Origin of the sequence: Chryseobacterium aurantiacum, assembly GCF_003020585.1 — a bacterium.
GTDB classification, from domain to species: Bacteria; Bacteroidota; Bacteroidia; order Flavobacteriales; family Weeksellaceae; genus Chryseobacterium; species Chryseobacterium aurantiacum.
Window position 1 is genome coordinate 122186 of sequence record NZ_PXUE01000007.1, and the last position, 25012, is coordinate 147197.

The 25012-nt window shown below is 35.8% G+C and carries 24 protein-coding genes; 11 read left to right on the top strand and 13 right to left on the bottom strand.

Annotation, left to right across the window (positions count from 1 at the left end):
- The first annotated feature begins 37 nt into the window (after positions 1 to 37).
- The 4 genes from ccoG to C7D53_RS19150 are packed head-to-tail and all read left to right on the top strand — an operon-like array spanning position 38 to position 3436.
- A complete protein-coding gene (ccoG, locus tag C7D53_RS19135) occupies positions 38 to 1492 on the top strand; it encodes a cytochrome c oxidase accessory protein CcoG (protein WP_106918005.1) in 1455 nt (484 codons plus the stop codon).
- Positions 1493 to 1501: 9 nt separating this feature from the next.
- The gene (locus tag C7D53_RS19140; RefSeq protein ID WP_106918006.1) at positions 1502 to 1954 is read left to right on the top strand and encodes a FixH family protein; all 453 of its coding nucleotides are present in this window, start codon (positions 1502 to 1504) and stop codon (positions 1952 to 1954) included.
- On the top strand, positions 1945 to 2670 hold the full coding sequence (locus C7D53_RS19145; protein ID WP_106918007.1) for a sulfite exporter TauE/SafE family protein: 726 nt from the start codon (positions 1945 to 1947) through the stop codon (positions 2668 to 2670). Before C7D53_RS19140 ends, C7D53_RS19145 begins: the two co-directional genes overlap by 10 nt.
- 22 nt (positions 2671 to 2692) lie before the next feature.
- Positions 2693 to 3436 (top strand): hypothetical protein, encoded by a 744-nt coding sequence (locus C7D53_RS19150; RefSeq protein ID WP_106918008.1) that lies wholly within the window; start codon positions 2693 to 2695, stop codon positions 3434 to 3436.
- A gap of 51 nt (positions 3437 to 3487) precedes the next feature.
- Here C7D53_RS19150 and serS read toward each other — a convergent pair whose 3' ends face one another.
- The 11 genes from serS to C7D53_RS19205 all read right to left on the bottom strand — a co-directional run bounded on the left by serS (position 3488) and on the right by C7D53_RS19205 (position 15388).
- Positions 3488 to 4756 (bottom strand): serine--tRNA ligase, encoded by a 1269-nt coding sequence (gene serS / locus C7D53_RS19155; protein WP_106918009.1) that lies wholly within the window; start codon positions 4754 to 4756, stop codon positions 3488 to 3490.
- 65 nt (positions 4757 to 4821) lie between these two features.
- Positions 4822 to 5343 (bottom strand): hypothetical protein, encoded by a 522-nt coding sequence (locus C7D53_RS19160; protein ID WP_106918010.1) that lies wholly within the window; start codon positions 5341 to 5343, stop codon positions 4822 to 4824.
- A 14-nt stretch (positions 5344 to 5357) separates the two neighbouring features.
- Entirely contained in the window at positions 5358 to 6605 is a 1248-nt protein-coding gene (locus C7D53_RS19165) for an oligosaccharide flippase family protein (protein WP_106918011.1), read from the bottom strand.
- 37 nt (positions 6606 to 6642) lie between these two features.
- Positions 6643 to 7755, bottom strand: a complete 1113-nt coding sequence (locus tag C7D53_RS19170; protein ID WP_106918012.1) for a glycosyltransferase — start codon at positions 7753 to 7755, stop codon at positions 6643 to 6645.
- A 6-nt stretch (positions 7756 to 7761) separates the two neighbouring features.
- On the bottom strand, positions 7762 to 8250 hold the full coding sequence (locus tag C7D53_RS19175; RefSeq protein WP_076356999.1) for a hypothetical protein: 489 nt from the start codon (positions 8248 to 8250) through the stop codon (positions 7762 to 7764).
- An 82-nt stretch (positions 8251 to 8332) separates the two neighbouring features.
- The gene (locus tag C7D53_RS19180; RefSeq protein ID WP_106918013.1) at positions 8333 to 9148 is read right to left on the bottom strand and encodes an FkbM family methyltransferase; all 816 of its coding nucleotides are present in this window, start codon (positions 9146 to 9148) and stop codon (positions 8333 to 8335) included.
- Between the two features lie 100 nt (positions 9149 to 9248).
- Positions 9249 to 10028 (bottom strand): (Fe-S)-binding protein, encoded by a 780-nt coding sequence (locus tag C7D53_RS19185; protein WP_106918014.1) that lies wholly within the window; start codon positions 10026 to 10028, stop codon positions 9249 to 9251.
- On the bottom strand, positions 10018 to 10641 hold the full coding sequence (locus tag C7D53_RS19190) for a hypothetical protein (RefSeq protein WP_106918015.1): 624 nt from the start codon (positions 10639 to 10641) through the stop codon (positions 10018 to 10020). Before C7D53_RS19190 ends, C7D53_RS19185 begins: the two co-directional genes overlap by 11 nt.
- Positions 10642 to 10809: 168 nt before the next feature.
- Positions 10810 to 12147, bottom strand: coding sequence for a (Fe-S)-binding protein (locus C7D53_RS19195; RefSeq protein WP_106918016.1), 1338 nt, complete (start codon positions 12145 to 12147; stop codon positions 10810 to 10812).
- A gap of 8 nt (positions 12148 to 12155) precedes the next feature.
- Positions 12156 to 13106 (bottom strand): MlaD family protein, encoded by a 951-nt coding sequence (locus C7D53_RS19200; RefSeq protein ID WP_106918017.1) that lies wholly within the window; start codon positions 13104 to 13106, stop codon positions 12156 to 12158.
- A 128-nt stretch (positions 13107 to 13234) separates the two neighbouring features.
- Positions 13235 to 15388, bottom strand: a complete 2154-nt coding sequence (locus C7D53_RS19205; RefSeq protein WP_106918018.1) for a peptidylprolyl isomerase — start codon at positions 15386 to 15388, stop codon at positions 13235 to 13237.
- Positions 15389 to 15648: 260 nt separating this feature from the next.
- On the opposite strand from C7D53_RS19205, the gene lon reads away from it, so the two are divergent.
- A complete protein-coding gene (gene lon, locus C7D53_RS19210; RefSeq protein ID WP_106918019.1) occupies positions 15649 to 18054 on the top strand; it encodes an endopeptidase La in 2406 nt (801 codons plus the stop codon).
- A gap of 217 nt (positions 18055 to 18271) precedes the next feature.
- Complete coding sequence (locus tag C7D53_RS19215) at positions 18272 to 19384, top strand: AI-2E family transporter (RefSeq protein ID WP_106918020.1); 1113 nt, start codon at positions 18272 to 18274, stop codon at positions 19382 to 19384.
- 112 nt (positions 19385 to 19496) lie between these two features.
- Here C7D53_RS19215 and C7D53_RS19220 read toward each other — a convergent pair whose 3' ends face one another.
- On the bottom strand, positions 19497 to 19742 hold the full coding sequence (locus tag C7D53_RS19220) for a hypothetical protein (RefSeq protein WP_106918021.1): 246 nt from the start codon (positions 19740 to 19742) through the stop codon (positions 19497 to 19499).
- Between the two features lie 154 nt (positions 19743 to 19896).
- On the opposite strand from C7D53_RS19220, the gene C7D53_RS19225 reads away from it, so the two are divergent.
- Positions 19897 to 20274, top strand: a complete 378-nt coding sequence (locus C7D53_RS19225) for a DoxX family protein (protein ID WP_106918022.1) — start codon at positions 19897 to 19899, stop codon at positions 20272 to 20274.
- A gap of 28 nt (positions 20275 to 20302) precedes the next feature.
- Here C7D53_RS19225 and C7D53_RS19230 read toward each other — a convergent pair whose 3' ends face one another.
- A complete protein-coding gene (locus C7D53_RS19230) occupies positions 20303 to 21661 on the bottom strand; it encodes an acyl-CoA dehydrogenase family protein (RefSeq protein ID WP_106918023.1) in 1359 nt (452 codons plus the stop codon).
- A 209-nt stretch (positions 21662 to 21870) separates the two neighbouring features.
- On the opposite strand from C7D53_RS19230, the gene C7D53_RS19235 reads away from it, so the two are divergent.
- The 4 genes from C7D53_RS19235 to C7D53_RS19250 all read left to right on the top strand — a co-directional run bounded on the left by C7D53_RS19235 (position 21871) and on the right by C7D53_RS19250 (position 24939).
- Positions 21871 to 22782, top strand: coding sequence for a DUF4349 domain-containing protein (locus C7D53_RS19235; RefSeq protein ID WP_106918024.1), 912 nt, complete (start codon positions 21871 to 21873; stop codon positions 22780 to 22782).
- A 152-nt stretch (positions 22783 to 22934) separates the two neighbouring features.
- A complete protein-coding gene (locus C7D53_RS19240) occupies positions 22935 to 23810 on the top strand; it encodes a TraB/GumN family protein (protein ID WP_162926224.1) in 876 nt (291 codons plus the stop codon).
- Positions 23811 to 23909: 99 nt separating this feature from the next.
- Complete coding sequence (locus tag C7D53_RS19245; RefSeq protein WP_394337090.1) at positions 23910 to 24344, top strand: RNA polymerase sigma factor; 435 nt, start codon at positions 23910 to 23912, stop codon at positions 24342 to 24344.
- Positions 24334 to 24939, top strand: coding sequence for a hypothetical protein (locus tag C7D53_RS19250; protein ID WP_106918027.1), 606 nt, complete (start codon positions 24334 to 24336; stop codon positions 24937 to 24939). The genes C7D53_RS19245 and C7D53_RS19250 overlap by 11 nt, the downstream gene beginning before the upstream one ends.
- Positions 24940 to 25012: the final 73 nt, after the last annotated feature.

Consider the following 25012-nt stretch of genomic DNA (forward strand, 5'->3'; position numbering starts at 1 on the left):
CGAATTATGTTTTTTCTTTTTTAAACACATTACTAATATGTCAGACATAGAAGAAATAGAAGTACGAGGCGGACAGGGACAGGTTCTGGACCCTGAGACTTACAGAGATTCTATAGGGACAATGGAGCAATCCGGTAAAAGAAGATGGGTATTCCCAAGAAAACCTAAAGGGAAATACACCAACTATAGAAATCTTGTAAGCTATCTTTTATTAATTATTTACTTTTCATTGCCGTTCATTAAAATCAATGGCAATCCATTATTATTGTTTAATGTAATAGACAGGGAGTTTTTCATCTTTGGACAGCCTTTCTATCCACAGGACTTTTTTATCCTTACTTTAGGTGCCATCGCATCCTTAATCTTTATTATTGTTTTTACGATTGCATTCGGAAGAATTTTCTGCGGGTGGATATGCCCTCAGACAATTTTTATGGAATCTATCTTCCGTAAAATCGAATATTTGATTGAAGGAGACCGAAATAAGCAGATGAAGCTGGACAGACAAGAGTGGAACAGCGAGAAAATCTGGAAAAGAAGCTTAAAATGGTCTGTATACGTTGTTATCTCATTAATCATTACTCACTTTATGTTCATGTACATCGTGGGTTATGAAGAAGTCATTAAAATTGTTTCTGAAGGGCCATTTACCCATCCTACCAATTTTATTGTAATGATTCTTCTTACTGCTGCATTTTACTTTGTATTTGCATGGTTCAGAGAACAGGTATGTACATTGGTATGCCCTTACGGTAGACTTCAGGGGGTACTTATAGATAAAGATACAATCAATGTTTTCTATGACTTCAAGAGAGGAGAAAACAGATCAAAATGGAGAAAAGGAGAAGACAGAAAAGCAGCTGGTAAAGGAGATTGTATAGATTGTCATCAGTGTGTGGTGGTATGCCCTACAGGAATTGATATCAGAGACGGACAACAGCTGGAGTGTATAAACTGCACAGCCTGTATTGACGCCTGTGATGAAGTAATGGAGAAAGTAGGACTTCCGAAAGGTCTTGTAAGATATGCTTCCGAAAATGAAATTGAGAAAGAAACTCAATTCAAGTTTACCGGAAGAATGAAAGGTTTCTCAGTATTCTTATTCTTATTGGTAGGATTCTTGGGATATCTTCTTTACAGCCGTGGCGAAATGGAAGCCAAATTCATTAAACCTGCAGGTAGTACTTTCTTTGTAAAAGAGGGAAAAATTATCAATACTTATAATTATACATTCCTAAATAAAACAAATGAGAAAAAGATGGTTACCATTAAGGTAATAGATCCTGCTCATGGAGAAATCACATATAGTGCTTCAAGTAAGATACAGGTAGATAGAGACAAAATTTCTAAGGGAACCATCAATATCAGCTTCCCTGAAAATGAAATGAGGCTATCCAAACAAAACATTACCATAGGCGTTTACGATATGAAAGGTAAACTTGTGGATTCTTACCAGACTTATTTTGAAGGACCATTCAAACTACAATTTTAAATAGAAAAAATGAAGAACTTTAGTTGGGGACACGGTGTTGTAATTGCATTATTTGCATTCATAGTTTTTATTTTATCCATGTTATTTCTTTTCCCGAACGGGCAAAAGAATTCGGAAATGGTAACGGATAACTATTATGAAGAAGAGTTACAGTACCAGGATGTAATTGATGCAAAGAAAAGAGCTGACGAGTTACAGGAAAAACCTGTATATAGCCAGGAAACTAATGGAATTAAAATCACTTTTCCAAAAGAATATAACAATTCTAATACTACGGTAAAATTTGTTTTAAACAGAACCGACGACCAGAATTTAGACATTAAAAAATCTGTAGAGCTTGATGCCAACCAAACATTCATGATTCCTGCACAGGTATTGAAAATGGGAAATTACACCCTAAGATTAAGTTGGACAAAAGACAAGACAGACTATAGAATGGATTATGATGTGATATGGAAATAGGACTTATTGTATCGGCTATTGCTTTAGGCTTTGCTTCCGGTTTTCACTGTATCGGAATGTGCGGCCCTATTGCTTTATCGATGGGATTAACCAAAAAACAGGCTGCCAATTTTTACCTACAAAATCTCACCTATCAATTCGGGAGAATATTCACTTATTCACTATTGGGTGCCCTTTTGGGGATTATTGGCCAGGGATTTGAGATGGCAGGATTTCAGAAATATCTGACAATTACTGCAGGGGTTTTGCTTATCATCATGGCTGTATTTTCTTTTGGAGGAAAAGATTTTGCTTCAAAAATTCCTTTTCTATCTAAATTTCTATATTCTGTAAAGTTAAACCTAGGCAGATTACTTCAAAAAGCAGATTACCGCTCCAGATTTTCAACAGGAATTCTGAATGGTTTCTTACCATGCGGAATGGTTTATATGGCTCTTACAGCCAGTCTTGCAGGTGGCGGAATATGGCAGGGAGCGTTATATATGGCTTTATTCGGGTTGGGAACACTTCCATTTATGTTTGCTATAGTTTTGGCCGGAAATCTCATGAATCAAGCTTTCAGAGTAAAAGTTTTAAAAGCCGTACCTGTGATTATGATCATTCTGGGAGGTTTGTTCATTCTGAGAGGCCTAGAACTTGGAATCCCTTATGTTTCTCCGAAAGCAGAATCCATGACTATTTCTAAAGACCCGAACGGGGCTGTTAACTGCCATTAATAAGAAATTATAACAATATACCATGAAGAAAACAATTGTCTTATTCTTAATAAGTCTGTTCACCCTGCAATCCTGTAACATAAATACTGAAATGACTTATCATAAAGACTCGGCTTCATCTGTAATTACCGATGTTGATACCAGAGAGTTTATGGCAGAAATGGAAGCTATGACACCTGATTCATTAAAGCAGGAAAAGTTTAAGGATATGGATAGGTTTCCAACTATCTGGACAAGCATGTATGATCTTCTAAAGAAAGAGGGAAAGCTAAAGACTGAGAATCAGGACACTATTAGAATTCTTAAAAAGTTTTTTTTGAAATCTACAAAAGCAGATAATAAATCTGTACCTGTTGGATTTTCCTTTAAAATGGATCATTTCACTCCCAATGATTACGAGCTAATTAAAAACTTTAATAAAGACGAAAAATTACCACTTGATCAAAATTTCCTCAATCCCTGGGATGGAAAAACACTCATCATTAATACCGATGTTTTCAATCTAAAAAATATTGAAGAAGCACTCCAATCGAAAGGATCAAAAGAAGAAACAGCCAATATGGAAGGAATGATGATGATGTTTTTCAAAAATATAGGAACTACTTTAAGGTTTGAAAATAAAATAAAATCAATCACCGGTAAACATGACTGGCTGAAACAGGTTGATGATTACTCCGTAAGGATACAATACGATTTGAAAACCATGTACGAAAAGGATCCTAAGCTTAAAAATGCTGATAAAAAGATAATTATCGTAACAGAATAAAATAACAAAACCCACCGAATTTCGGTGGGTTTTTATTTGAGACTAAATAGATTAGTTTATAACATCAAATCTTGCATATTCTGCAATCTTCTTTGGAAGCTTAATTCCCTCCGCAGTCTGGTTATTCTCCAGCAATGCAGCCATAATTCTTGGTAATGCCATTGCAGATCCGTTTAAGGTATGAACCAGCTGAGACTTTCCATCTGCCTTGTAACGGCATTTAAGCCTGTTAGCCTGGAATGTTTCAAAGTTAGATACAGAACTTACTTCTAACCACATTTCCTGTGCAGCACTCCAAACCTCAAAGTCATACGTCATAGCCGCCGCAAAACCGGTATCGCCACCGCAAAGTCTTAGGACTCTGAAAGGAAGCTCAAGATCAGTAAGGATTTCCTTGATATGCTCTACCATTTCCTCTAATACAGCATAAGAGTTTTCCGGCTTTTCAATTCTTACAATTTCTACCTTTTCAAACTGGTGAAGACGGTTTAATCCTCTTACGTGGGCACCATAACTTCCAGCTTCTCTTCTGTAGCACTGAGAAAATGCTGTATTCTTAATGGGAAGATCTTTTTCCTCTAGCAATACATCACGGTAAAGGTTGGTTACAGGAACCTCTGCTGTAGGGATCAGATATAGTTTATCTTCGTTGATAAAATACATTTGTCCTTCTTTATCAGGCAGCTGCCCAGTTCCAAAACCGGATGCTTCATTGACAACGTGAGGCGGGTTTACTTCTGTATATCCTTTTTCCACATTTTTATCCAGGAAATATTGAACCAAAGCTCTCTGCAATCTTGCTCCTTTTCCTAAATAAACAGGGAATCCGGCACCAGCAATCTTCACTCCTAGTTCAAAATCAATAAGATTATATTTTTTTGCAAGCTCCCAGTGAGGGATAGCACCTTCACCAAGACCCTCCACTGTATGAGACTGGAAAATAGTTTCGTTATCATCAGCAGAAGCTCCATTTTTTACCAATTCATTGGGAATGTTTGGAAGTTGGTACAGAATATTTAATAATTCTGTTTCCTTAACTTCTAGCTGGGATTTCAATTCTGAACTCGACTCTTTGTACTGTGCTGTTTTAGATTTTGCTGATTCCGCTTCTTCTTTCTTTCCTTCTTTCATCAAAAGTCCAATTTCCTTGGAAATTTTGTTGATCTCGGAAAGCTGGGAATCTAATTCAAATTGGATTCTTTTTCTTTCTTCGTCAGTAGCAATAGCTTCGTCTACCAACTCAAGATTCTTGAATTGTCTTTTTTTAAGACCTTCTAAAACGCGTTCTTTATTGTCGCGTAAAAAATTGACTTGTAACATTTTATTTAGATGTTAAATATTAGATGTTTGGCTTAATATAAGCTAACAATTTTACAAATTTAAAATTATTTTACGATAGTTACCGTATTTATTGAATTTGGAGCATCAGCTTCCTTGGAAAATTTTTCTTTTCCATTGTAAATAACCTTTGAAACCTGAAACAATGTAGGTGAGTTACGGTATTGAATTTCCATTGTATCAACCTTAGTTTCTATTATATTATTGACTGTTTTTCTTAACGTAATCGTCATTCTTGAATAGTAAGAATTCCCGGTTCCAGGATTACTAGGGCTTATAGAATCCAGTCTTCTTCTCTTTGCTCCTCCAATATATTCCATATAAAATACAGAATCGGTCGTCATTTTTAAAGGGATATTAACCGGAGAATCATCTCTTACTCCAAACATATCATTTACACTGTAAGAAGTGTATGAACCCGTTTTTTTACTGTTCAATAAGTCCGGATTGGTATCTGACTTCATGTAGATATTCAGGATCTGATCAATTCTTTGTAAAGATTCTTCATCCTGACCACAACTTATCAGTGCAGAAACAATAACCAATATTCCAAAAACAATGTTTCTCATAACGCAAAGATACTTTATTTCAACTTTCTAAGATAAGAGAAAAAAGAAAACATCATTAAAAATCCGACAAAAGTTAATGTAGCTCCCAATGAAACAGCCATACCAACCACCCCTGACTGGGGAACCAAAAAGTACGAAAGAACGGCTAAAAGCAGCAGGGAAAGAATAGAAAAAAAAGTATTCATTTTCATCAGTCCAACTGCAGATAATAGATTTCCATATAGGTTTCTCAATAACATGCTTCCACAAAATACCCCTAGAAGAAGTGAGAAAACAAATGAGTTGTCCGTATATTGTTCTCCAAAGAAAATACGAATGATGAAACTGCTGAAGAAGCATCCCACCATTAATATCAATAAGGATATAGGGATAAAAATTTTATAGTAGTTGATGATATAATTTTTTAGAAAGGATTTATCACGGTGATTTTTGGCAAGAACCGGATAATCACTTTGCATAAAGGAAAGTGCTAAAAAGGTAATGTTTGCAGGAATAAGCAATGCTACCTTATAATTGGCTACCACATTTTCATTCTTGAAAAAATTCAGTAGGAGAATATCTGCCGAAAAAAAAGCATCTGACAATAAAGCAGTTATGGAAGCGTGTAATGCAAAACTCCAGATTTCCTTTATGGTAAATTTTAATGAAAGGCTTGTCATTTTTGGCAATGGTCCTTTAAACCAAAAAAGGGCAAGAAACGGAGATATTGCATTGGCAATCAGATACCCGTACAACCCCAAAAACATTGAGAAAACAATCATCATCAATAATCCTGAAATATTGACAACATTATTCACCATTGCAAATTCCTTATTCTTTAGATAAATACGGCGTTCAGCCTGAATGTGGCTCAGAAAGTAAACTCCAATCAAACGAATGGTAAAGAAAAAAAAGATATAAAAGATGTATGAATAGTGAGTTACATAAAAAAAGGACAATAAAAAAAATACAGCACTTAGGATAAGGTGATATAAAAAGCCCTGTCTAAAAAGGTAAGCCGAAAGTTCTTTCTTTTCCTCTTCAGAACTGCTCAGTGATCCAAATCTGATGAGACTTTGAGAGCTTCCTAACCCACTAAATGGGGCAAAAATCGCAAAAACAGAAGCTACAATACTCAACAGTCCAAAGTCCTTTTCCGGCAAGATTCTGATCATGAATAAAGATCCGGCAAACGCACATATCTTTGTAATCAGCAAAGATAAAAATACATGCTGTCCTTTATTGGCAAAAAAAGCCCTGATAAAATCCTTTAAACTGTTCATTTTGATCTGATCAACGGAGCACTAAGACCCTACAGTCTTATATTACATTCTTATATGCCTGGTTAAATTCGTTTGCTATTGCTGATACTGAAAACTTTTCAACAACATATTGATGAAGCTCTTCCGGAGAATCTGCCTTATAGTTGCCGTTCAGTACATTTTTCATTGCTGTATAAAGCTCTTCTTCAGATTTTTCAATAATAATCCCATGATTCTCTCCAATAATTTCAGGAATTGCCCCTACACGGGTTGCAATCACCGGAACACCGGCAGAAAGAGATTCCAACAAAACACATGAAAAGCTTTCGTAGTCACTGAAAAGAACAAAGCAATTACTTTTTTTCATTTTTTCAGCAACTTCAGCATGTGAAATTTCACCAAATGTTTTGATGTATTTGTGTCCATCATGTTTTTTGATGAGCATATTCAATCTTTCTACATCTCCATCTCCTCCAATCTGGAGTTCAAAATTCTTAAAATCTTTGCTAAGCCGAACTGCAGCTTCAATAATAGCATCTGGATTTTTAAGAGGAATAAGGTTTGAAATATGAAGAAATGTAAAGGTTTTATTTTCCTTTTTCTCTGGTGAAAAAAGTTCTGTATTGACTACATTTCCAATTACCTTAAAGTTTTTACCAATTTTCAGTTCCTTGAGGTTATCCATCAGAATAGTACTCACCGGAATCAGACAAGAGGCTTTGCGGGCAATGTATCTTGCAGTAAGGGTGGCCATAAAGGATAGCTTGGGCCTGTTTATAGGAAGAAAACCGGACCAATGCTCTGAAATAACAAAGGGAATCCTGTATTTTTCCTTTAAATAAATAGCAAAAAACATGGAGTTATGTAAAATATTTGCGTGTACCAGATCTGGTTTTTGTAACTCTAAAAATCCTTTTTGATAGGCCTGCATTCTATTTCTAAAATTCAGTACCGGATTTTTAGAGTTTTTATAATACACAATAAGAGTTCTTATCCCGTTGATCTTCTGATCATCTAGGATCAATTCCTGATCTTGTGCAGGATCTCCTATAGCATGCAATATTTCTACTTCATGTAACGAGGCCACGGCTTCTGCATGACGCTGTACAAAGTTGCCGTTAGTAGGCTCCAGCTTGTTCGGAAACCATGAGGAAATAAACAGAATTTTCAATGGAGATTATTTTATGGAAGATGCCCAGCTTTTTTCAAATGGCAAAACAAAATGACTTAAAAAATCAAGGTAGGTATTTTTAGAAAAATCAAAGACCTGAATATCTTTTGACAATTCTCCATTTCTTATTTTTGTCTTAAAATCAATAAGTTTCAGCGTTTTTACTTCACCATTTTCAATAAAACTAGCTTTCATTCTATCGAATAAGCCCAACTGGTATTCTTCATCAATCTCTCTCATTATTTTCCCAAGAGCATCAATACTACATCCTGAAGCCATTTCTTTCTCCTCATCTACACATATAACAATAAATTGATTTTTCTCAATTTTAAAGGATGAGGAAAGAGGTTTTCCATGAGCAGCCCAGGTTGCTAAAAAATCGAATAACTTTTCAGTAATGGTCTTTGCTTCTTTTGTTTCAAATGGTCTTGATGCCGGGTATATAATAACTCTATAGTCGTTGGTTTCTACAATATTGGATTCTTCAATTTTCATATCCTTTCTATTTAAAGTATAAAATTACGATTTTTTCTTCAGAAAGTGGATGAAGAATATCTTTCAAGAAAATTATTAAAGATTAAATACGCTCAAATACAGCATTATAAGAATCCTCACTCTTGCTTAGTATTTTCGTTTTTGTGTAGCCTTTTTCGTGTAATATTTGTATCAGGTCTTCCTCACTATGACCAGAACTCTTTAACGCTATATGATTGACTTCAATAATTATTTTAGGCTGATAATTTGTTAAAATCTCTGACATCCCTTTTAAGGCTGAAAACTCACCGCCTTCAATGTCTATTTTAATCATATCAATTTTTGTTATTTGATGAGTCTTAGCATAGTCGTCCAAGCTTATACTTTCCACTTTTTCTTTAGATGTAAAATCTTTTAGATAGAATGATGCCATTCCTACATTATCATAATGATCATTGTATAGAATTTCAAGATATCCTCTTTCCTCAGAAATCGCCAGATGTTCCAAAGTGACATTTTTAAAATTATTAAGGGTAAGATGCTTGGAGAACTTCTCATAATTAGGCTTAAAAGCTTCAAAAGCGTACACTTTTCCGCCATTTCCAACAATTCCGGAGGCATTTAGGGAAAACAAACCAATATTTCCTCCTACATCAATAAAGACATCTCCTTTCTTTAAGGTGGAATATAAATAATCTATTTCGGCTTTTTCATAATCACCCAAGAAATACAATTGCTGCTGAATCCAGTCATCCAGATTTAGGTCAAGTTGAATTGATCCTCTATAAATAATATTTTTCTGTACCCCTCGAAAAAGGTGGTATGGTTTGAAAATATATTTATGAAAGGCAAAATACTTCTGTCCAAAAAAAGGAAAACTTAAAATAAATTTAAAAAATGAGGCTAAAAGACTTCTCATATTAGTTTTTATAGGTTGTAAGATGCTGTAATTTTTAACAAAAATAACAAAACTCAGGAATAGCTTCCTGAGTTTTATAGTTTTTATATAGGATTACTCCTTATAAATCTTCCGCTTCAGCAAGAAGTTCTACGATATCTTTTACAGCAACCTCGGTATTTTTATTGAAGTGTTTTACTCCATCTGTCATCATGGTATTACAGAAAGGACATCCGGTAGCAATTACTTTAGGCTCAAAAGACAGTGCTTCTTCTGTTCTTTCAATATTAATGTCCTTATTCCCTTTTTCAGGCTCTTTAAACATCTGTGCTCCTCCTGCTCCACAACAAAGACCATTTGTTTTGCAACGCTTCATTTCTACAAGCTCTGCGTCCAGCTTTTCTAGCAGTAATCTTGGGGCTTCATATTCATCATTGGCTCTTCCTAGATAACATGGATCATGGAATGTGATTTTCTTCCCTTTGAAAGCTCCGCCCTCAATTTTTAATCTTCCTTCTTCCATTAAGGTTTTAAGGAATTGAGTATGGTGTACTACATCAAAGTGGCCACCCAGGCTTGGATATTCATTTTTAAGGGTATTAAAGCAGTGTGGACAAGCTGTCACAATCTTCTTTACTTCATAAGCATTCAGAACTTCAATATTAGTAAGGGCCATCATCTGGAAGACAAATTCATTTCCAGCTCTTTTTGCAGGATCTCCGGTACAGCTTTCTTCCTGTCCCAGAACTGCAAATTCAACACCTATTTTATTTAATATCTTGCAAAATGCTTTTGTAATTTTTTTGGCGCGGTCATCGAAACTTCCTGCACATCCAACCCAAAATAAAACTTCCGGGGATCTTCCTTCGGCAGCATATTCTGCCATTGTTTTAATTTGCATTTTCTTTTTGTTTAATTAATAAATTAGCATAATATTCCTTTGCCTTTTTCATGACCTCCACAGGTACTATGGAAACATATAAAGGATTAGCTTCGTCATAATTGAGATACTTCCAGGCATTTCCTGTTGATTTATCATTGAGGGCAAGAATCATACTCTGCTTACTCATTTCCAAGGTTGTATCGTTTAAAAATTTGGCATTCATGCCTTGTGCCTCCATCAATCCCAACATCATCTTCTTTTTCTCATCATCAAAACTCTCTTTCAGAAAGATCATTTTCATCTTCATCAGATAGGTACTGAATGCATATTTGGTATTGTCCTGGGTGGTAAAAACATCTGAAACATTGAATACGTTCTTATCTGTTTCTACCAGTTCCATTTTGAACTCATCGTTACCCTCAAACAAGCTGTTGAAACTATCAGCCATCATCTTTCTGTCAACTTTTTCAAAAATTGCAGGATGGGTAAGATCTAGCATTCCTTCGTAGTCTTTCTTTTCAAACAAAGACATAAAGGCTTTAGAATCCTCAAGAATTTTTTTCTGATCTGCAGATTGTGCCATCAAAAAACCGGAACATATCAATAAAAAAGCAAAAAGTATATTTTTCATTTCAAATCAGCGGGTTCAATGGTTTTTTCTAATGGGTTATCTTCATTCTTTTTACTAATCACTTTATCACAAAGTAATTGGAATAATATAATTCAGGTAAGTGAGATGCGGTTATCATTACTGCACTCTGCACTGTTTCTGTTCATCAAGTTCGTTAGAAATTCTGACCTAGTTTTCTGAGGCCCAATTCAAACGGTCAGCTTGGTTATACTGCCAAGGGGCAGCATTGTTTTCCACATTCGTCATCATTAGGTTCAGCTCTTGTGGTGCGGCAGACTGTTCCATTACCAGGAATCTTCTCATTTCGAAGATAATAGATAGTGGATCTAGTAATACCGGACAGGCATCTGTACATGCATTACATGTAGTACAAGCCCAAAGTTCTTCTTTTGTGATATAATCGTTCAACAGCTTTTTGCCGTCATCAACAAATTTTCCGTTTTTATCAATATTTCTCCCTACTTCTTCCAATCTATCTCTGGTTTTCATCAGGATTAGTCTCGGAGAAAGCTGTTTACCGGTAATATTAGCCGGACAAACTGAGGTACAACGTCCGCATTCTGTACATGAATAGGCATTAAGCAATTGCACCTGGTTAAGGTCAAAAATATCTTCTGCACCGAATTTGGAAGGAGTATCGGCCTCACCTCCTTCTGCCGGAGCGGCATAAGGATCAGCGTTAGGATCCATCATTAATTTGATTTCCTTGGTTACCGAATCAAGGTTATTGAATTTTCCTTTTTTATCAAGGTTGGCATACCATGTACTTGGAAATGCAAGAATAATATGTAAGTGTTTTGAGTAATAAAGATAATTCATGAAGAACAGAATTCCTACAAAGTGAAACCACCATGCAGCTTTCTCTGTGAACATCAAAAATCCGTTATCAAAATTGAAGATTTCTAAGAATGGAACCAATGTCATTTCACTGATGGGAAAGCTTCCATGCATTGGTAAAACTCCTCTTGTCTGTAAAATAAAATCTGAAGCATTCATTTTAAAGAAAGCCATCATTAGGGCGAATTCAATAATCAAAATCCAGTTGGCATCATTTTTTGGCCAACCGAAAAGTTCTTTCATTGTCAATCTCTTCACTCCGTAAAAATTTCTACGAATAAAGAAAATGACAACCCCAATCACCACTAAAAGTGCCAGAACTTCTAAGGTTGCAGTAAAGAAATTATAAAATGTATGCCCGAAAATACTTGATAAAAAACGGTGTGTACCAAATATTCCATCAACAACAATTTCTATTAATTCAATATTAATAATCACAAAACCTACGTATACAAAAAGGTGTAAAACTCCTGCAACAGGACGTGCTGTCATTTTACTCTGTCCCATGGCTACACGAGCCATCGTTTCCCAACGTTCTCCTTTTCTGTCGTTTCTATTGATCTCGTGACCTAATCTGATATTTCTATAGATCTTTAGCAGGCTTTTGGCAAACAGTCCAAATCCTGCCACTAATAAAATCAGGAAAATAATGTTATCGATGTACTGCATAAGGCGTATTAGTCTTTATTGTTTTTACCGAAAACAGAGAAATTAATATATCTCTTAGGGTTCGCTTTCATATCTTCAATCAATGAATTCAAGTTTGAAGATGCTGAATTCAGATTATTGTAAAGCTGCTCATCCTTCATCAGTTTACCTAAACTTCCCTCTCCCTTATCTATTCCGCCAATCACCTGATTCAGTTTTCCTACGGTAGCATCTAAGTTTGCAATGGTTGTGTTTAATTGCTTGGTATCAATGCTCTGTGCAAGGTTTCCATATTTATCCAAAGTTACTTTACCACTTTGCATTGTAAGACTCGCGTCATCCAGTACCTTTTGAAGTTTTGGATCATTGTGCCCTACCAGACTATTTACACTTCCTGCTGTAGTTTCTAATGCTCCTACCGTTTTGTTAAGGTTGGATAACAAAGCCTTGATTTCAGCTCTGTTTTGTGCATCAACGAGTTGATTAGCATTCGTCATTAAGGAGTCTACCCTGTGCAATACAACCTGTAACTGATCCTTAACCGGGCCTACCTGAGAAGAAAGACTTCCCATCATTCCCAGCTTAAATGCCCCCATAAGAGTATCACCGTCTTTTGCCTGAACTCCTCCATATACAAGATTTACTCTCATTTCCTTTCCGGACATCAATCCGGGTTCGAAAATTTCAAGAGTTGAGTTTTTTGAAAATTCAAACTTGTTATCCACTGTAATTTTAACGATAAAACTAATTTTACCGTCTTTTGCAGTTCGAGGAATAATCTTATCAACTTGTCCTACTTTCAGACCGTTAATAGAGACAGCTGAAGATTGCGCAAGGCCCTCTACATTGTCATATTTTGCGTAAAATATATTGTCGGTAGTAAAAAGGCTCTTCCCTTTCATAAATTGAAACAACAACACAAAGCCTACGATAGCTAGAAGTGTGATCACACCAGCTTTTAATTCTTTACTGAACTTCACTTGCTAAATTTTTTCTAATAAGCAAATATAGTACATTTTAAATAAATCTTTTCCTTTATTATTCTGCGTTAAATACAAAAAAAAGCGACAAAAAATTTTGTCGCTTTTATATTGATAAGATGAATCTCTTATTGTTGTTGGTTTCCTACCTTATTCCAGATCTCAATTCTGTAATCCTCAATATCAGAATTATCCTGAAGACTCTTTAACCAAGCCTGTCCGAACATACCTGCATTTCTTTGAGTAATAGACTCTGTGAACTGTTTAAGGTCACCAGGTTGTTTGTTTACTGTTTCTGATTTTTTGATCAATACATAAACACCTGTTCCTCCTTCAACCGGGTTAGAAAGTTTTCCTTTTGCTACACCAAATGCGGCACCGGCAACTTTAGGTTCCATTGAACCAGCAATTGAAGGGTTTAGTAGATTAACCTGAGCAGCTTGTTTTGAAGTAGCAAATAATTTAGCAATCTGATCCAAGTTTGAAGCTTTTGCTCCTGCAATTTTATCAGAAATTTGTTTTGCAGCCAATTTATTTTTAACAAGAACTTCAATCTGGTCTCTTACAGATTCCGGATCAGCAAGACCTGCTTCCTGTTTTCCGTTTAAGTATACTACAATTTTATCACCTGTTCCGTCTACAGTAAAGAATTCTGTATCTCCTTTGGATCTTTTCTTATCGAAAGCCCAAGCCAAGATATCTCCATCTTTTTCTGTACCTAAGCCCTGAAGCTGTCCTTCAAATCTTTTTGCAGCTTTAGGATTAGAGAACTGATAGTTATCTTTTTTAGCAATATTCACAAAATCATTGAATGATTTCCCTTGAACCTGCTGAATGAATTTTCTCGCTTTTTTATCTGTATCAGCTTCTGTAGCATCTGAAGGCTTGATCTCTTTTACAAGATTAGCAACCTGATACCCCATTGATCCTGATTTTTTATCTTCAATATTGATGATATGATAACCGAATTGTGTTTCCACAACTCCTGTTGCTCCTTTAGGATTGTTTGCTAAATAAGTAAGGAACTCAGGAACGAAAGGTGTTTCCGGAGTTGTCCAACCTAAACTACCACCTTGAGCAGCAGAGTTAGGATCACTTGAAAGCTTAAGGAACTCTGTAAATTTAGCTGGTGTTGCTTTTACGATTGCTCCAATAGAGTCTGCCATTTTTTTAGCCTGCTCTTTAGATCTTGTCACTCCTTCTCCTGCCGGGCTTCCTTTAAAAGCAATCAGAATATGTCTTGACAATGTAGAATCCGAAGTCTTTTTACCTACAAGCTTAGAAACTACATAGAAGTTTTGCTCCTTGTAAGGACCAAATGTTTGTCCTACCGCAGCTGTTGCGATCTGACCTTGTATAGTTGCAGGCAATTGTGTAGGCTTTACGTACTGAGGATTGAAAGGAGAATCTGAGTTTGCCATAACAAACATAGAATCGTTCTTTGTATTCTGGAAGTTTTCTGCACCTCCACTAGCATCTGTACCTCCAGAGTATAGTTTTGTAATTTCCTTTAAAGCTGCCGCGTCATCTGCTGCACTTGGTTTGGAAGGGAAATATACAACTCCGATATTTCTGCTAGGCTCTGCCTTGAACATTACCGGATGCTGCTTGATGTAGTTCGCAAGATCTTCTGTAGAAACATTAATCTTCGTTTTCTGAAGATATGCCGCATAGTCTACCTTTACGAAGTCGATATCAGCAAGCTGATCTCTTTGCTTCATCAATTCCTCAGCTTCTTTTTTACCCGTAGTGATACCTGCTGAAATATTGGAAAACACCTGTCTAGCCATCAATCTGTACTCAATTGTTTTTTTTGTTTTTAACCATTGAGCATATCCTTGAGGATTGGTGCTTTGTAATGTTTCAATTTCTTTTTTAAGCTCTTGAGTTTTAAAATTACCTTTCTCATCAAAGAACTGTTGGTTTTGGGCAAACATCTGATCATACTGGATCTGGTTCCAGAAATAATCATCAGTCATTTCAAAGCCCAATTTCTCAAACTGTTGCTTGATAAGCTTAGATTGTACAAGTAACTGCCAAGCCTGCTCTTCAAGACCGTTTTTCGGACGACCTTGTTGCTCTGCCTGTTGTTGCAGCACGAAAAGTTGATCATTGAACTCTTCGCGGGTAACTTTTTCACCGTTTACTTTTCCTAAAACGTCAGGATTCTTTCCAAAAACCTTGTCGATACTATCGGGGTTTACCAAGAACGCCAAAAGCGCTAAGGCTATTACTCCCATCAAAAGCCAAGGCTTACTCCTAATCTGTCCTAAAATTGCCATTTTATAAATTATAGTTTTTTATCAGTTTGCGAAAATACACATTTTTAAGAAATTACAGAAATAGAAGTTCCTTATTTTAACTTTAAATCGTAAAGATTACATAAAAAAGGAAATTTTGACCATATTTTTTAGCAAAAAACAAATGGCATAAGTATTGTGCATTTTAAAACATTATAATATACTGCACGTTTTCAGGCGATATTATAAAAAATCTATTTAACGATTAAAAACGAAAATGACAATTTGTCATTTGATTCATTATGACAGAATTTGAAGATATGAGTTTAGAGGAAATGATCAGCGACGGTTTCGATATTGTGGCTGAGGAAATCAATCTTTCCGACTTTGCAGAAACTGATAAGAATTCCGAACAGAAAATATTCCCGATACTTCCCGTAAGAAATATGGTTATGTTCCCGAATGTGGTGATTCCTATTACTGCTGGAAGAAAAACATCAATACAGCTTATTGAAGAAGCACAAAAGAATGGGGATTTTATTGGAATTATAAGCCAGAAAAATTCTGATCTTGAACAGCCTACTGAGAAAGATATTTATACCACCGGTACCCTGGCGAAGATCATTAAGATCATAAAGCTGCCTGAAGGTAATATCACGGCAATTACAAAAGGGTTCCACAGGTTCAAAATCAAAAAAATCACCGATAATCAGCCTTATTTCAAAGCTGAAATTTCAAAACTAAAGGATACAAAGCCTAAAAACGGAGAGGAATATGATGCCTTATTGGAAAACATTAAGGATCTGGCTTTAAAAATCATTGAACTTGATCCTAATATTCCTAATGCCGCAAATTTTGCCATTAAGAACATCAACAATAATGATGATCTACTGAACTTCATCTGTACCAATGCAAGCTTCCCTTCTCTTGAGAAACAGAGATTATTAGAGGAAAGAAGCATGATGGAGAGAGCAAATAAATGCTATGAAATGATGCATGAGGACTTCAGAAAGCTTGAGCTTAGAAACCAAATTCATCAGAAAACCTCCAAGGATCTTGACAAGCAGCAAAGAGAATATTTTCTGAATCAGCAGATCAGAACCATCCAGGAAGAATTGGGTGGTGGACCTGAAAGTGATGTGGAAGATCTTATTGTCAAAGCAAAAACAAAAAAATGGAGTAAGGAAGTTGAAGAACATTTCCAAAAGGAAATTGGCAGATTACAGCGTCAAAATCCTAATTCTCCGGATTACAATGTACAGAGAAACTATCTGGACTTCTTTACGGATCTTCCGTGGGATACCTATACCAAAGATATTTTTGACATTGCAAAAGCTGAAAAAGTATTAGACAAAGCACACTTTGGGCTGGAGGATATCAAGAAAAGAATCCTGGAACACATGGCTGTTTTAAAATTAAAGAACAACATGAAATCTCCTATCCTATTGTTGGTAGGCCCTCCGGGAGTAGGTAAAACGTCTTTAGGAAAATCTATTGCTGACTCTTTAGGCAGAAAATACGTGAGATTATCTCTGGGTGGACTTCATGATGAAAGTGAAATCCGTGGACACAGAAAAACATATATTGGCGCGATGGCCGGAAGAATCCTGCAATCCATTAAAAAATCAGGAACTTCCAATCCCGTAATTGTTTTGGATGAGATTGATAAAATTGGACAGGGACTTCATGGAGATCCAAGTTCTGCACTATTAGAAGTCCTTGATCCTGAACAAAATAAATCATTCTATGACAACTTCCTTGAAATGGGATATGATTTATCAAGGGTAATGTTTATTGCAACAGCCAATTCTCTTTCCACCATTCAAACTCCTCTTTTGGACAGAACGGAAGTTATTCAAATTGCGGGATATACTCTTGAGGAGAAGATTGAAATTGCTAAAAGACACTTAATCAAGAAACAGCAAGAGGAAAATGGTTTAGATACTAAGTCATTCAAGCTTGGAAATCCTGAACTTAAGCATATTATAGAAGCACACACTTCGGAAAGTGGCGTGAGATCTTTGGAAAAAAGGATTGCTTCCGTTGCAAGATGGGTAGCATTACAAACTGCCTTGGTAAAGGAATATGATCCGAAAATATCTCTTGAAAAGGTAGATGAAATCCTTGGAGTTCCAAGACCAAAGAGCTTATCTGAAATTACAGGAGTTCCCGGCGTAGTAACAGGTTTAGCCTGGACAAGTGTAGGCGGAGACATTCTATATATTGAAAGTATTTTAAGCAACGGGAAAGGAATGCTAACGATGACCGGAAATCTGGGAACCGTTATGAAAGAATCTGCAACCATTGCCTTAGAGTACATTAAAGCTAAGCATGATGAACTGGGAATTGCTCAGGAAGATCTGGATAAGAAAAACATTCACGTTCACGTTCCTGAAGGGGCAACTCCTAAAGACGGGCCATCTGCCGGGATAGCAATGCTTACATCTATGGTTTCTTCTTTTAAAAACAAAAAGATAAAGCCCCATCTTGCTATGACCGGAGAAATTACTTTGAGAGGAAAAGTGCTTCCGGTAGGCGGAATCAAGGAAAAACTTCTAGCTGCAACAAGAGCCGGCGTAAAGGATGTAATTCTTTGTGAAGCTAACAGAAAGGATGTAGAGGAGATCAAAAAAGACTACTTAAAGAACCTGAATGTTCACTACGTAAACAGAATGGAGGAAGTCATTGACATCGCCATTGAAAAATAAGACAACTTATCAACATAACATATTAACTTCTCAATAAGGAAACACGTTCTGATTATCGGAACGTGTTTCTTGTTTTTATATATCAAAGCTTTCTATTATTTCATCAGGTGGAATAAAATTTGATATTCAGAAAGAAAAAATCCACATTGATTGAATAAAAACTTCATTAATTCAATGGGTTTTTCTTATTTTTATTCCATACTGTAGATTTTAGATTATGAATTTTCTTAGACTTCCTTTCCTTGTCAAACTTACGCTCGTTATTATTTCTATCATCGGGCTTGGCTACCTTTTGGCATTAGGGCAGAGCATTTTAGCTCCATTTTTTCTTGCTTTTCTAATGGCAATGCTGTTTTTACCTGCAGCAACGTTCATGGAGAGAAAACTAAGATTCCCAAGATCTATGTCAACAATGACTTCTGTTTTTATCATGTTGATGATTTTAAGCGGGTTAATCTATTTTTTCAGTTCACAATTATCAGATTTCAGCAAGGATCTTCCCCATTTGAGGGAGCAATTCACCACGGTATTCAATGGATTTCAGCACTGGATATCGAAGACATTCAATGTAAAAGTGGATGAACAGGTAGATTATATCAACCAGGGATTGAATAAACTTCTTTCTTCCTCAGGAGCAATTCTAGGTTTTACATTTGGAATATTTTCTACAGGGTTTGGCTTTATCATATTCTTCACCATATTTTTCATTTTTATTTTAAACTATAGAAGGCTTTTAAACAACTTCATTGTTACTGTTTTTAATGAAAGACACAAGTCAAGTGTACGGGAAGCAGTGAATGAAATTCGTATTATGACCAAGAAATATATTTTCGGACTTTTTCTTCAGGTTATCATTGTATCTATTCTTACTTCAATCGTTCTTACTGTTTTAGGGGTAAAATATGCCATTCTTCTGGCCGTTTTAACGGGTCTGCTGAATGTAATCCCTTATTTAGGAATTTTTATTTCTTTGGTGATTTCATGTTTCATCGCATTTGCCACTTCCAGCCCGTCTACCTGTATTTATGTAGCTATGGGCTATATTGCTGTACATGCTGTGGATGGAAATATTGTTCTGCCATTCGTTGTTGGTTCTAAGGTGAAGATTAATGCTTTATTTTCATTTGTAGGAATTCTTTTGGGCGAACATCTTTGGGGTATTGCAGGAATGTTTCTTTGTATCCCGGCCATTGCCATCATTAAGATCATCTGCGAAAGAGTTGAAGACCTGAGACCTTGGGGCAAATTGCTTGGAGAAGAGGAAAAACCTCATAAAAAGAAGAAAAGTTATAAAATTTCAAAGAATATTACATTAAAAGAAATGGATTGATCAAGAGTAATAAATAATTAAAACATTAATTTGATTGAAATCATTCCAATTAAATAATAATACACTTTAAATAAAAAGACTGCCTTGAAACAAGACAGTCTTTTTTATTTTATTAAGGAAGAGCGCAATAAGGGCTCATTCCATTTGGACAGGTTTCTGTACAGCGGATATTAGATTGTATATCAGGACAATATCCATAGTCTTCTCCTCCACCTCCAGGGCCTCCTCCTAAACAAGGATCACCAGGAGGAATTTTACAAGGGCACCCTACAGGACCGATATCGCATTTTCCAATTCCTATTCCACCTTGAATTTCTCTTAAAGCAGTTCGGTTTAATTTTTTGTGATTTTTCAACATATCATTATTAGTTTAGTTTGTATTCCAAATATAAAAAATAAAATTACACAGAAATCAACATTAACCTATCATTAACACAACTACATTCATTTTATTTAGAAAATAATAAATAAAATAATATTTTTATTTTACATTAGATATAAAATATTCAATCATGAAAATTGTAAAATTCATTCTTTGTCTCTTATTCGGAATAATGTTTATCAATGCAGGATTAGACAAGTTTTTTCATTACAATCCAACCCCACAACTTACTGAAGCACAAATGAAAATTTACGCTGCATTTGGCGAAATAGGCTGGCTATTGCCTTTAGTGGGAGCTGTAGAAGTAATTGGAGGGCTATTATTCATCTTTCCCAAAACAAGAGCATTAGGCGCTATCATTATACTTCCGGTATTAGTGGGAATTTTAATCCATAACTTGTTCAGAGATCCATCAAATGTTGGCATTACGATTTCTGCTGTATTGTTCATTATTAATATCTGGATTATAATTGACAACAAAGAGAAGTATAAAAATCTGGTAGGATAAAGGATATCACCTCCTATTCTACAACCATTTACACAAATGCACTAAACCCTGTAATCGATCGTCCCACGATGAGCGAATTGATTTCTTTTGTTCCTTCGTAAGAATAGATTGCTTCAGCATCTGCTACGAAACGGGCCACGTCATACTCCAACAGAATACCGTTACCTCCCATCACTTCTCTTGCTCTGGAAACAATGTCTCTTGTTCTAAGGGTACAAAAGACCTTGGCAAGTGAGGCGTGCTCATCTTTTAAGATTCCCTCATCCTGCATTTCAGACAATCTGAAAACCATAGTCTGCATAGCAGTAAGATTGGATAACATTTCCACCAAATGCCCCTGAATCATTTGAAATGAAGCAATTGGTTTTCCGAACTGTTCTCTTGTTCTGGTATATGCCAGTGCACTTTCATAGGCTCCTCTTGCACAACCTGTTGCCATCCAGGCAACTCCTGCCCTTGTCATTCTCAGGACTTTTCCTGTATCTTTAAATGAATTGGCATTCTGCAAGCGGTTTTCTTCTGTAATCAGGCAGTCTTTTAGTGTAATTAATCCGTTCTGAACTATTCGGAGTGCCATTTTTCCTTTGATTTTTTCAACAGAATATCCGGGGTTATCTTTTTCTACAATAAACCCTTTTACTTCTCCACTGTCTAAGTCTCTTGCCCAGATAATAACAAGATCCGCAAAGGTTGCATTTCCAATCCATTTTTTCTGTCCATTCAACACCCAGCCTTCTTCTGTTTTTTTGCAGGTTACCGTTAAACCTCCTGCCGCTCCGGAGCCGACTTCAGGTTCTGTTAAACCAAATGCTCCTATTTTTTCAAACTTTTGCATCTGTGGGAGCCATTTCTGCTTTTGTTCTTCTGAGCCACAAATATATATGGACCCCATTGCTAATCCGGATTGCACTCCAAAAAAGGTAGCTATGGAAGCATCAATTCTCGCCATTTCCATGGCAATGACTCCTTCCATCAGAAATGGCATCCCCGGACATCCATACCCTTCGTAGGTAACGCCACAGATGTCCAGTTTTTGGAATTTCGGGATTAATTCAAATGGAAATTCATCCCTTAGCCAATAATGATTCACCAGAGGTTTTACTTCTTTTTCCATAAAAGCCCTTACTTTCAACTGAATTTCACGTTGTTCAGGAGACAGTGTATGGTAGATGTCATAAAAATCACCATCAATGGGAGGAAGTTCTTTCTTTTTCTTTTCGGGATCAAGCATTTTCATAAGTCCTGAAAGCTGTTTATCATCTAGTTTTGAGAAGTTATGCATCAATTTGGGCAGGTCTACTTTTTTAGAGATGGTACTTAACTGGTCGAAATCTATGGATGTAAACAGTCCTATTGCGTTTCTGATTTTGGAAAAGGTATTTGACATAATGATATATTGTGATTTGGTTTGTAAAAAGATAAGCAAAAATTACTCCGAAAGCAAGTTACCCTCCCCTATTCTATTTTACAAAAATCTAACATTCAGTAAATTACATTAGAAAATTCCGTTTACAAACTTTTTACTTTTAATTTTCAAGCATTACAAAGGATCCTGCCTGAACTTTGACTCAAGCAAAATCTCAAAAATAATATACTATGAAAACGACTTACATTAAATTATCATTATCTGCAGTTCTTCTATTGGGAATTTACTCATGTAAAAAGGGTGAAGCCAGTGCTAATGAACTAAGTAATTATGCAGTTGCAGATTCTGCAGCAGTGACTGCGCCAGACAATGTTTCCTCAGCTGCCAGCATGGAAGTAAAGGACAAACAGTTTATTAAAACTGCGGATGTCAATATGGATGTAAAAGATGTGTATAATGCTACCATTGCCATTGAAAAATCGGTTCAGGAGCTTGGAGGTTTTGTTACTAAAAGCAATCTTCAGAGTAATGTCGTTTCTGAAGACACCTACAATACTTCTGATACAGAAGCCATGCTCATTAAAAAATACAAAAGTGAAAATACAATACAGGTTCGGGTACCTACTGAAAAGCTGGGAGAATTTTTGACATCCATCAATACGAACAAGTTATTTCTCAACTCAAGAACCATTAATGCAGAAGATGTAACGGCTAATATTAAATATTCTGAACTTGAGGCAAAAAGAAACCAAAAAACTGCTGAAAATATAGATAATATAAAGGCCAATAAAGACAAAGTAGCATTGGGAGATAATAATATGTCTGAAGGAAATCTTCAAAAGCTAACGACTATGACTATGGCAGACAATCTGAAATACAGCACTGTTGACATCTACATCAGGGAGCCTAAATTACGTATTGCAGAAATTGCTGTTACCAATACAAACAGCATTGATAATAAGTACAGATACAATTTTATATATGATGCGAAAGATGGCTTCGTGTATGGGTTCTACCTGATTCAAAGAATTTTTGTTGCGCTTATTAATATCTGGCCACTCTTATTAATTGCCGGCGGACTGATTTACTTTTTTAGAAAAAGAAAAGCAACAAGACCTGAACAACCTAAAAATCAGGAATAAAAAACACACCTAACCAATTGGTTATCATCATAATTTTAGATTTTACAACCTCCTGTTTACGGGAGGTTTTTATTTTTTTGAAAAAAAACTGTAACGATTATCGTACTGCCCTTACCTACTGTTTAAAGAAAAGAAAATCAAAAATAAATAATATGAAAAATTTAGTAAAACTTGGTGTCGCAGCATTATTATCAATAAACTTTACAACTGCAACAGCGCAGGATAAAAAAACGGACAATGACAACAGCCTGTTGTGGGAAGTATCCGGAAACGGACTTTCTAAGCCATCTTATATTGCCGGAACATTTCATATCTTATGCAACAAAGATTTTGATATAAAACCTAAGGTTTGGAATGCACTTAATCAATCGGAGAGCTTTGTTATGGAGATCAACTACACAGACCAAAACGAAATGGGTGCCATGCAAAAAATGATGTCTGCAGATAAAAAAATATCTGAGCAACTGACTTCTGAAGAAGCAAAAGAGCTGGATAAGGTACTTGCCAATTATGGAACAGACCTTAAAAAGGTGGATAATCATAGCCCGCAAGCTCTTTACGCTCTTGTAGCAACCAAGGCAATTCCGTGTCCACCGAATGAAGTAAAGATGTATGAAATTGAGCTTCTTAAAACAGCTTTAAAAAACAAGAAAAGTGTGAGTGGCTTAGAAAAGGTTGATGACCAAGCCTATGCAATTGGCGAAGCATACAATCTAAGGGAAGTAATATCCCAGCTGAAATTAAGCAATGAATATACAATTGCTTCACAAAAAATGACGGAAGCCTTTAAAAACGAAAATTTAAAAAACCTGGATCAGCTTATCAAAGATCCAAAGTTCATGAATAAGAAACAGGAAAAGCTCATATTAACAGACCGAAATACAAAATGGGCAGAAAAAATGCCCGAGATGATGAAGAAACAAAGTTCTTTCTTTGCTGTTGGAGGCGGTCATCTTTGGGGTAAGAACGGGCTCATCAATCTTTTGAAAGAAAAAGGATACACCGTAAAACCTGTATCAAGCTTATAGTGATAATTAAACCATGAAACGATTGTGAGTAATCCAACTGAAATTACCTTTCTAAAGCTTGTCAATCAGCATAAAGGTATTCTATATAAAGCTTCCCGGATCTACGCCGATTCTATAGAGGATCGGGAAGATCTCCAGCAGGAAATCCTTATCCAGCTATGGAAATCTTATCAGAATTTCAAAGGAAACAGTGAGTTTTCTACCTGGATGTATCGTGTTGCCATTAATACAGCCATTACTTATTTGAAAAAGGAAAAGCAGAGATCCGGCAATCACACAGACCCTCCACGTCATTTTGAAGTACAGCAGGAGGATTATAATCCAACAAAAGACAAGCAGTTAGAAATCTTTTATAGTGCTGTCCAAGAATTAAACTCTCTGGAGAAAGCTGTCATATTTTATTTCATGGAAGGAATGTCACACAAAGAAATAGGAAGTAATCTCGGGCTTAGTGAGGGCAATGCCCGTGTAAAACTCAACAGAACAAAAGAAAAAATACAACAAATCATAAAAAAATCAGGTTATGAACTTTGATCAATTGAAAGAACAGTGGAATAATGAAGACGGTAACGTCAATATTCCTGACAACATAGAGCAATTAAAGGAAAGCAAACATCCTATAGAAAAAATTCAAAAGAGTATGAAGAAAGAGTTTCCAATGCAGGTTCTTGCCATCATTCTTATTGGATTCTTTCCGTTTCAGTTCGGATTTCCAGCTTCACAGTATATTATTTATTATATATCCTATACAATGATGGTCGTCATCTCGTCCTATTATCTCTTTGGATTTTATAAATTCTACAAACAAACCGAACTTTATACAGGAAACACTAAGAACAGTCTTTGGAAAATCTATCACGAACTCCGTTTAAATATGGAAAGGTATCAATCATTTGGATTTTTATTATTGCCTCACCTCCTTATCACTATTGGATTATTTATTTATAATACTTTGGAACAGAAAGGCAAGGATTTATCAGAACTAACCAACGCAAATCAGGCTTCTTTAATAATTGCTGTTTTAATCGGAACCCTTTCATTCGTGGTAAGTATTGTTTTATGGACGAAATACATCTATGGTCGCCACGCCAAGCAACTGGAAAACATTCTAAACGAAATGGATGAATAACATTTAAAAGGATCTTTTACAACCATAAAAATGAACCTCGGAGCCTTTCTGAGGTTTTGTTTTTTAAAAAATT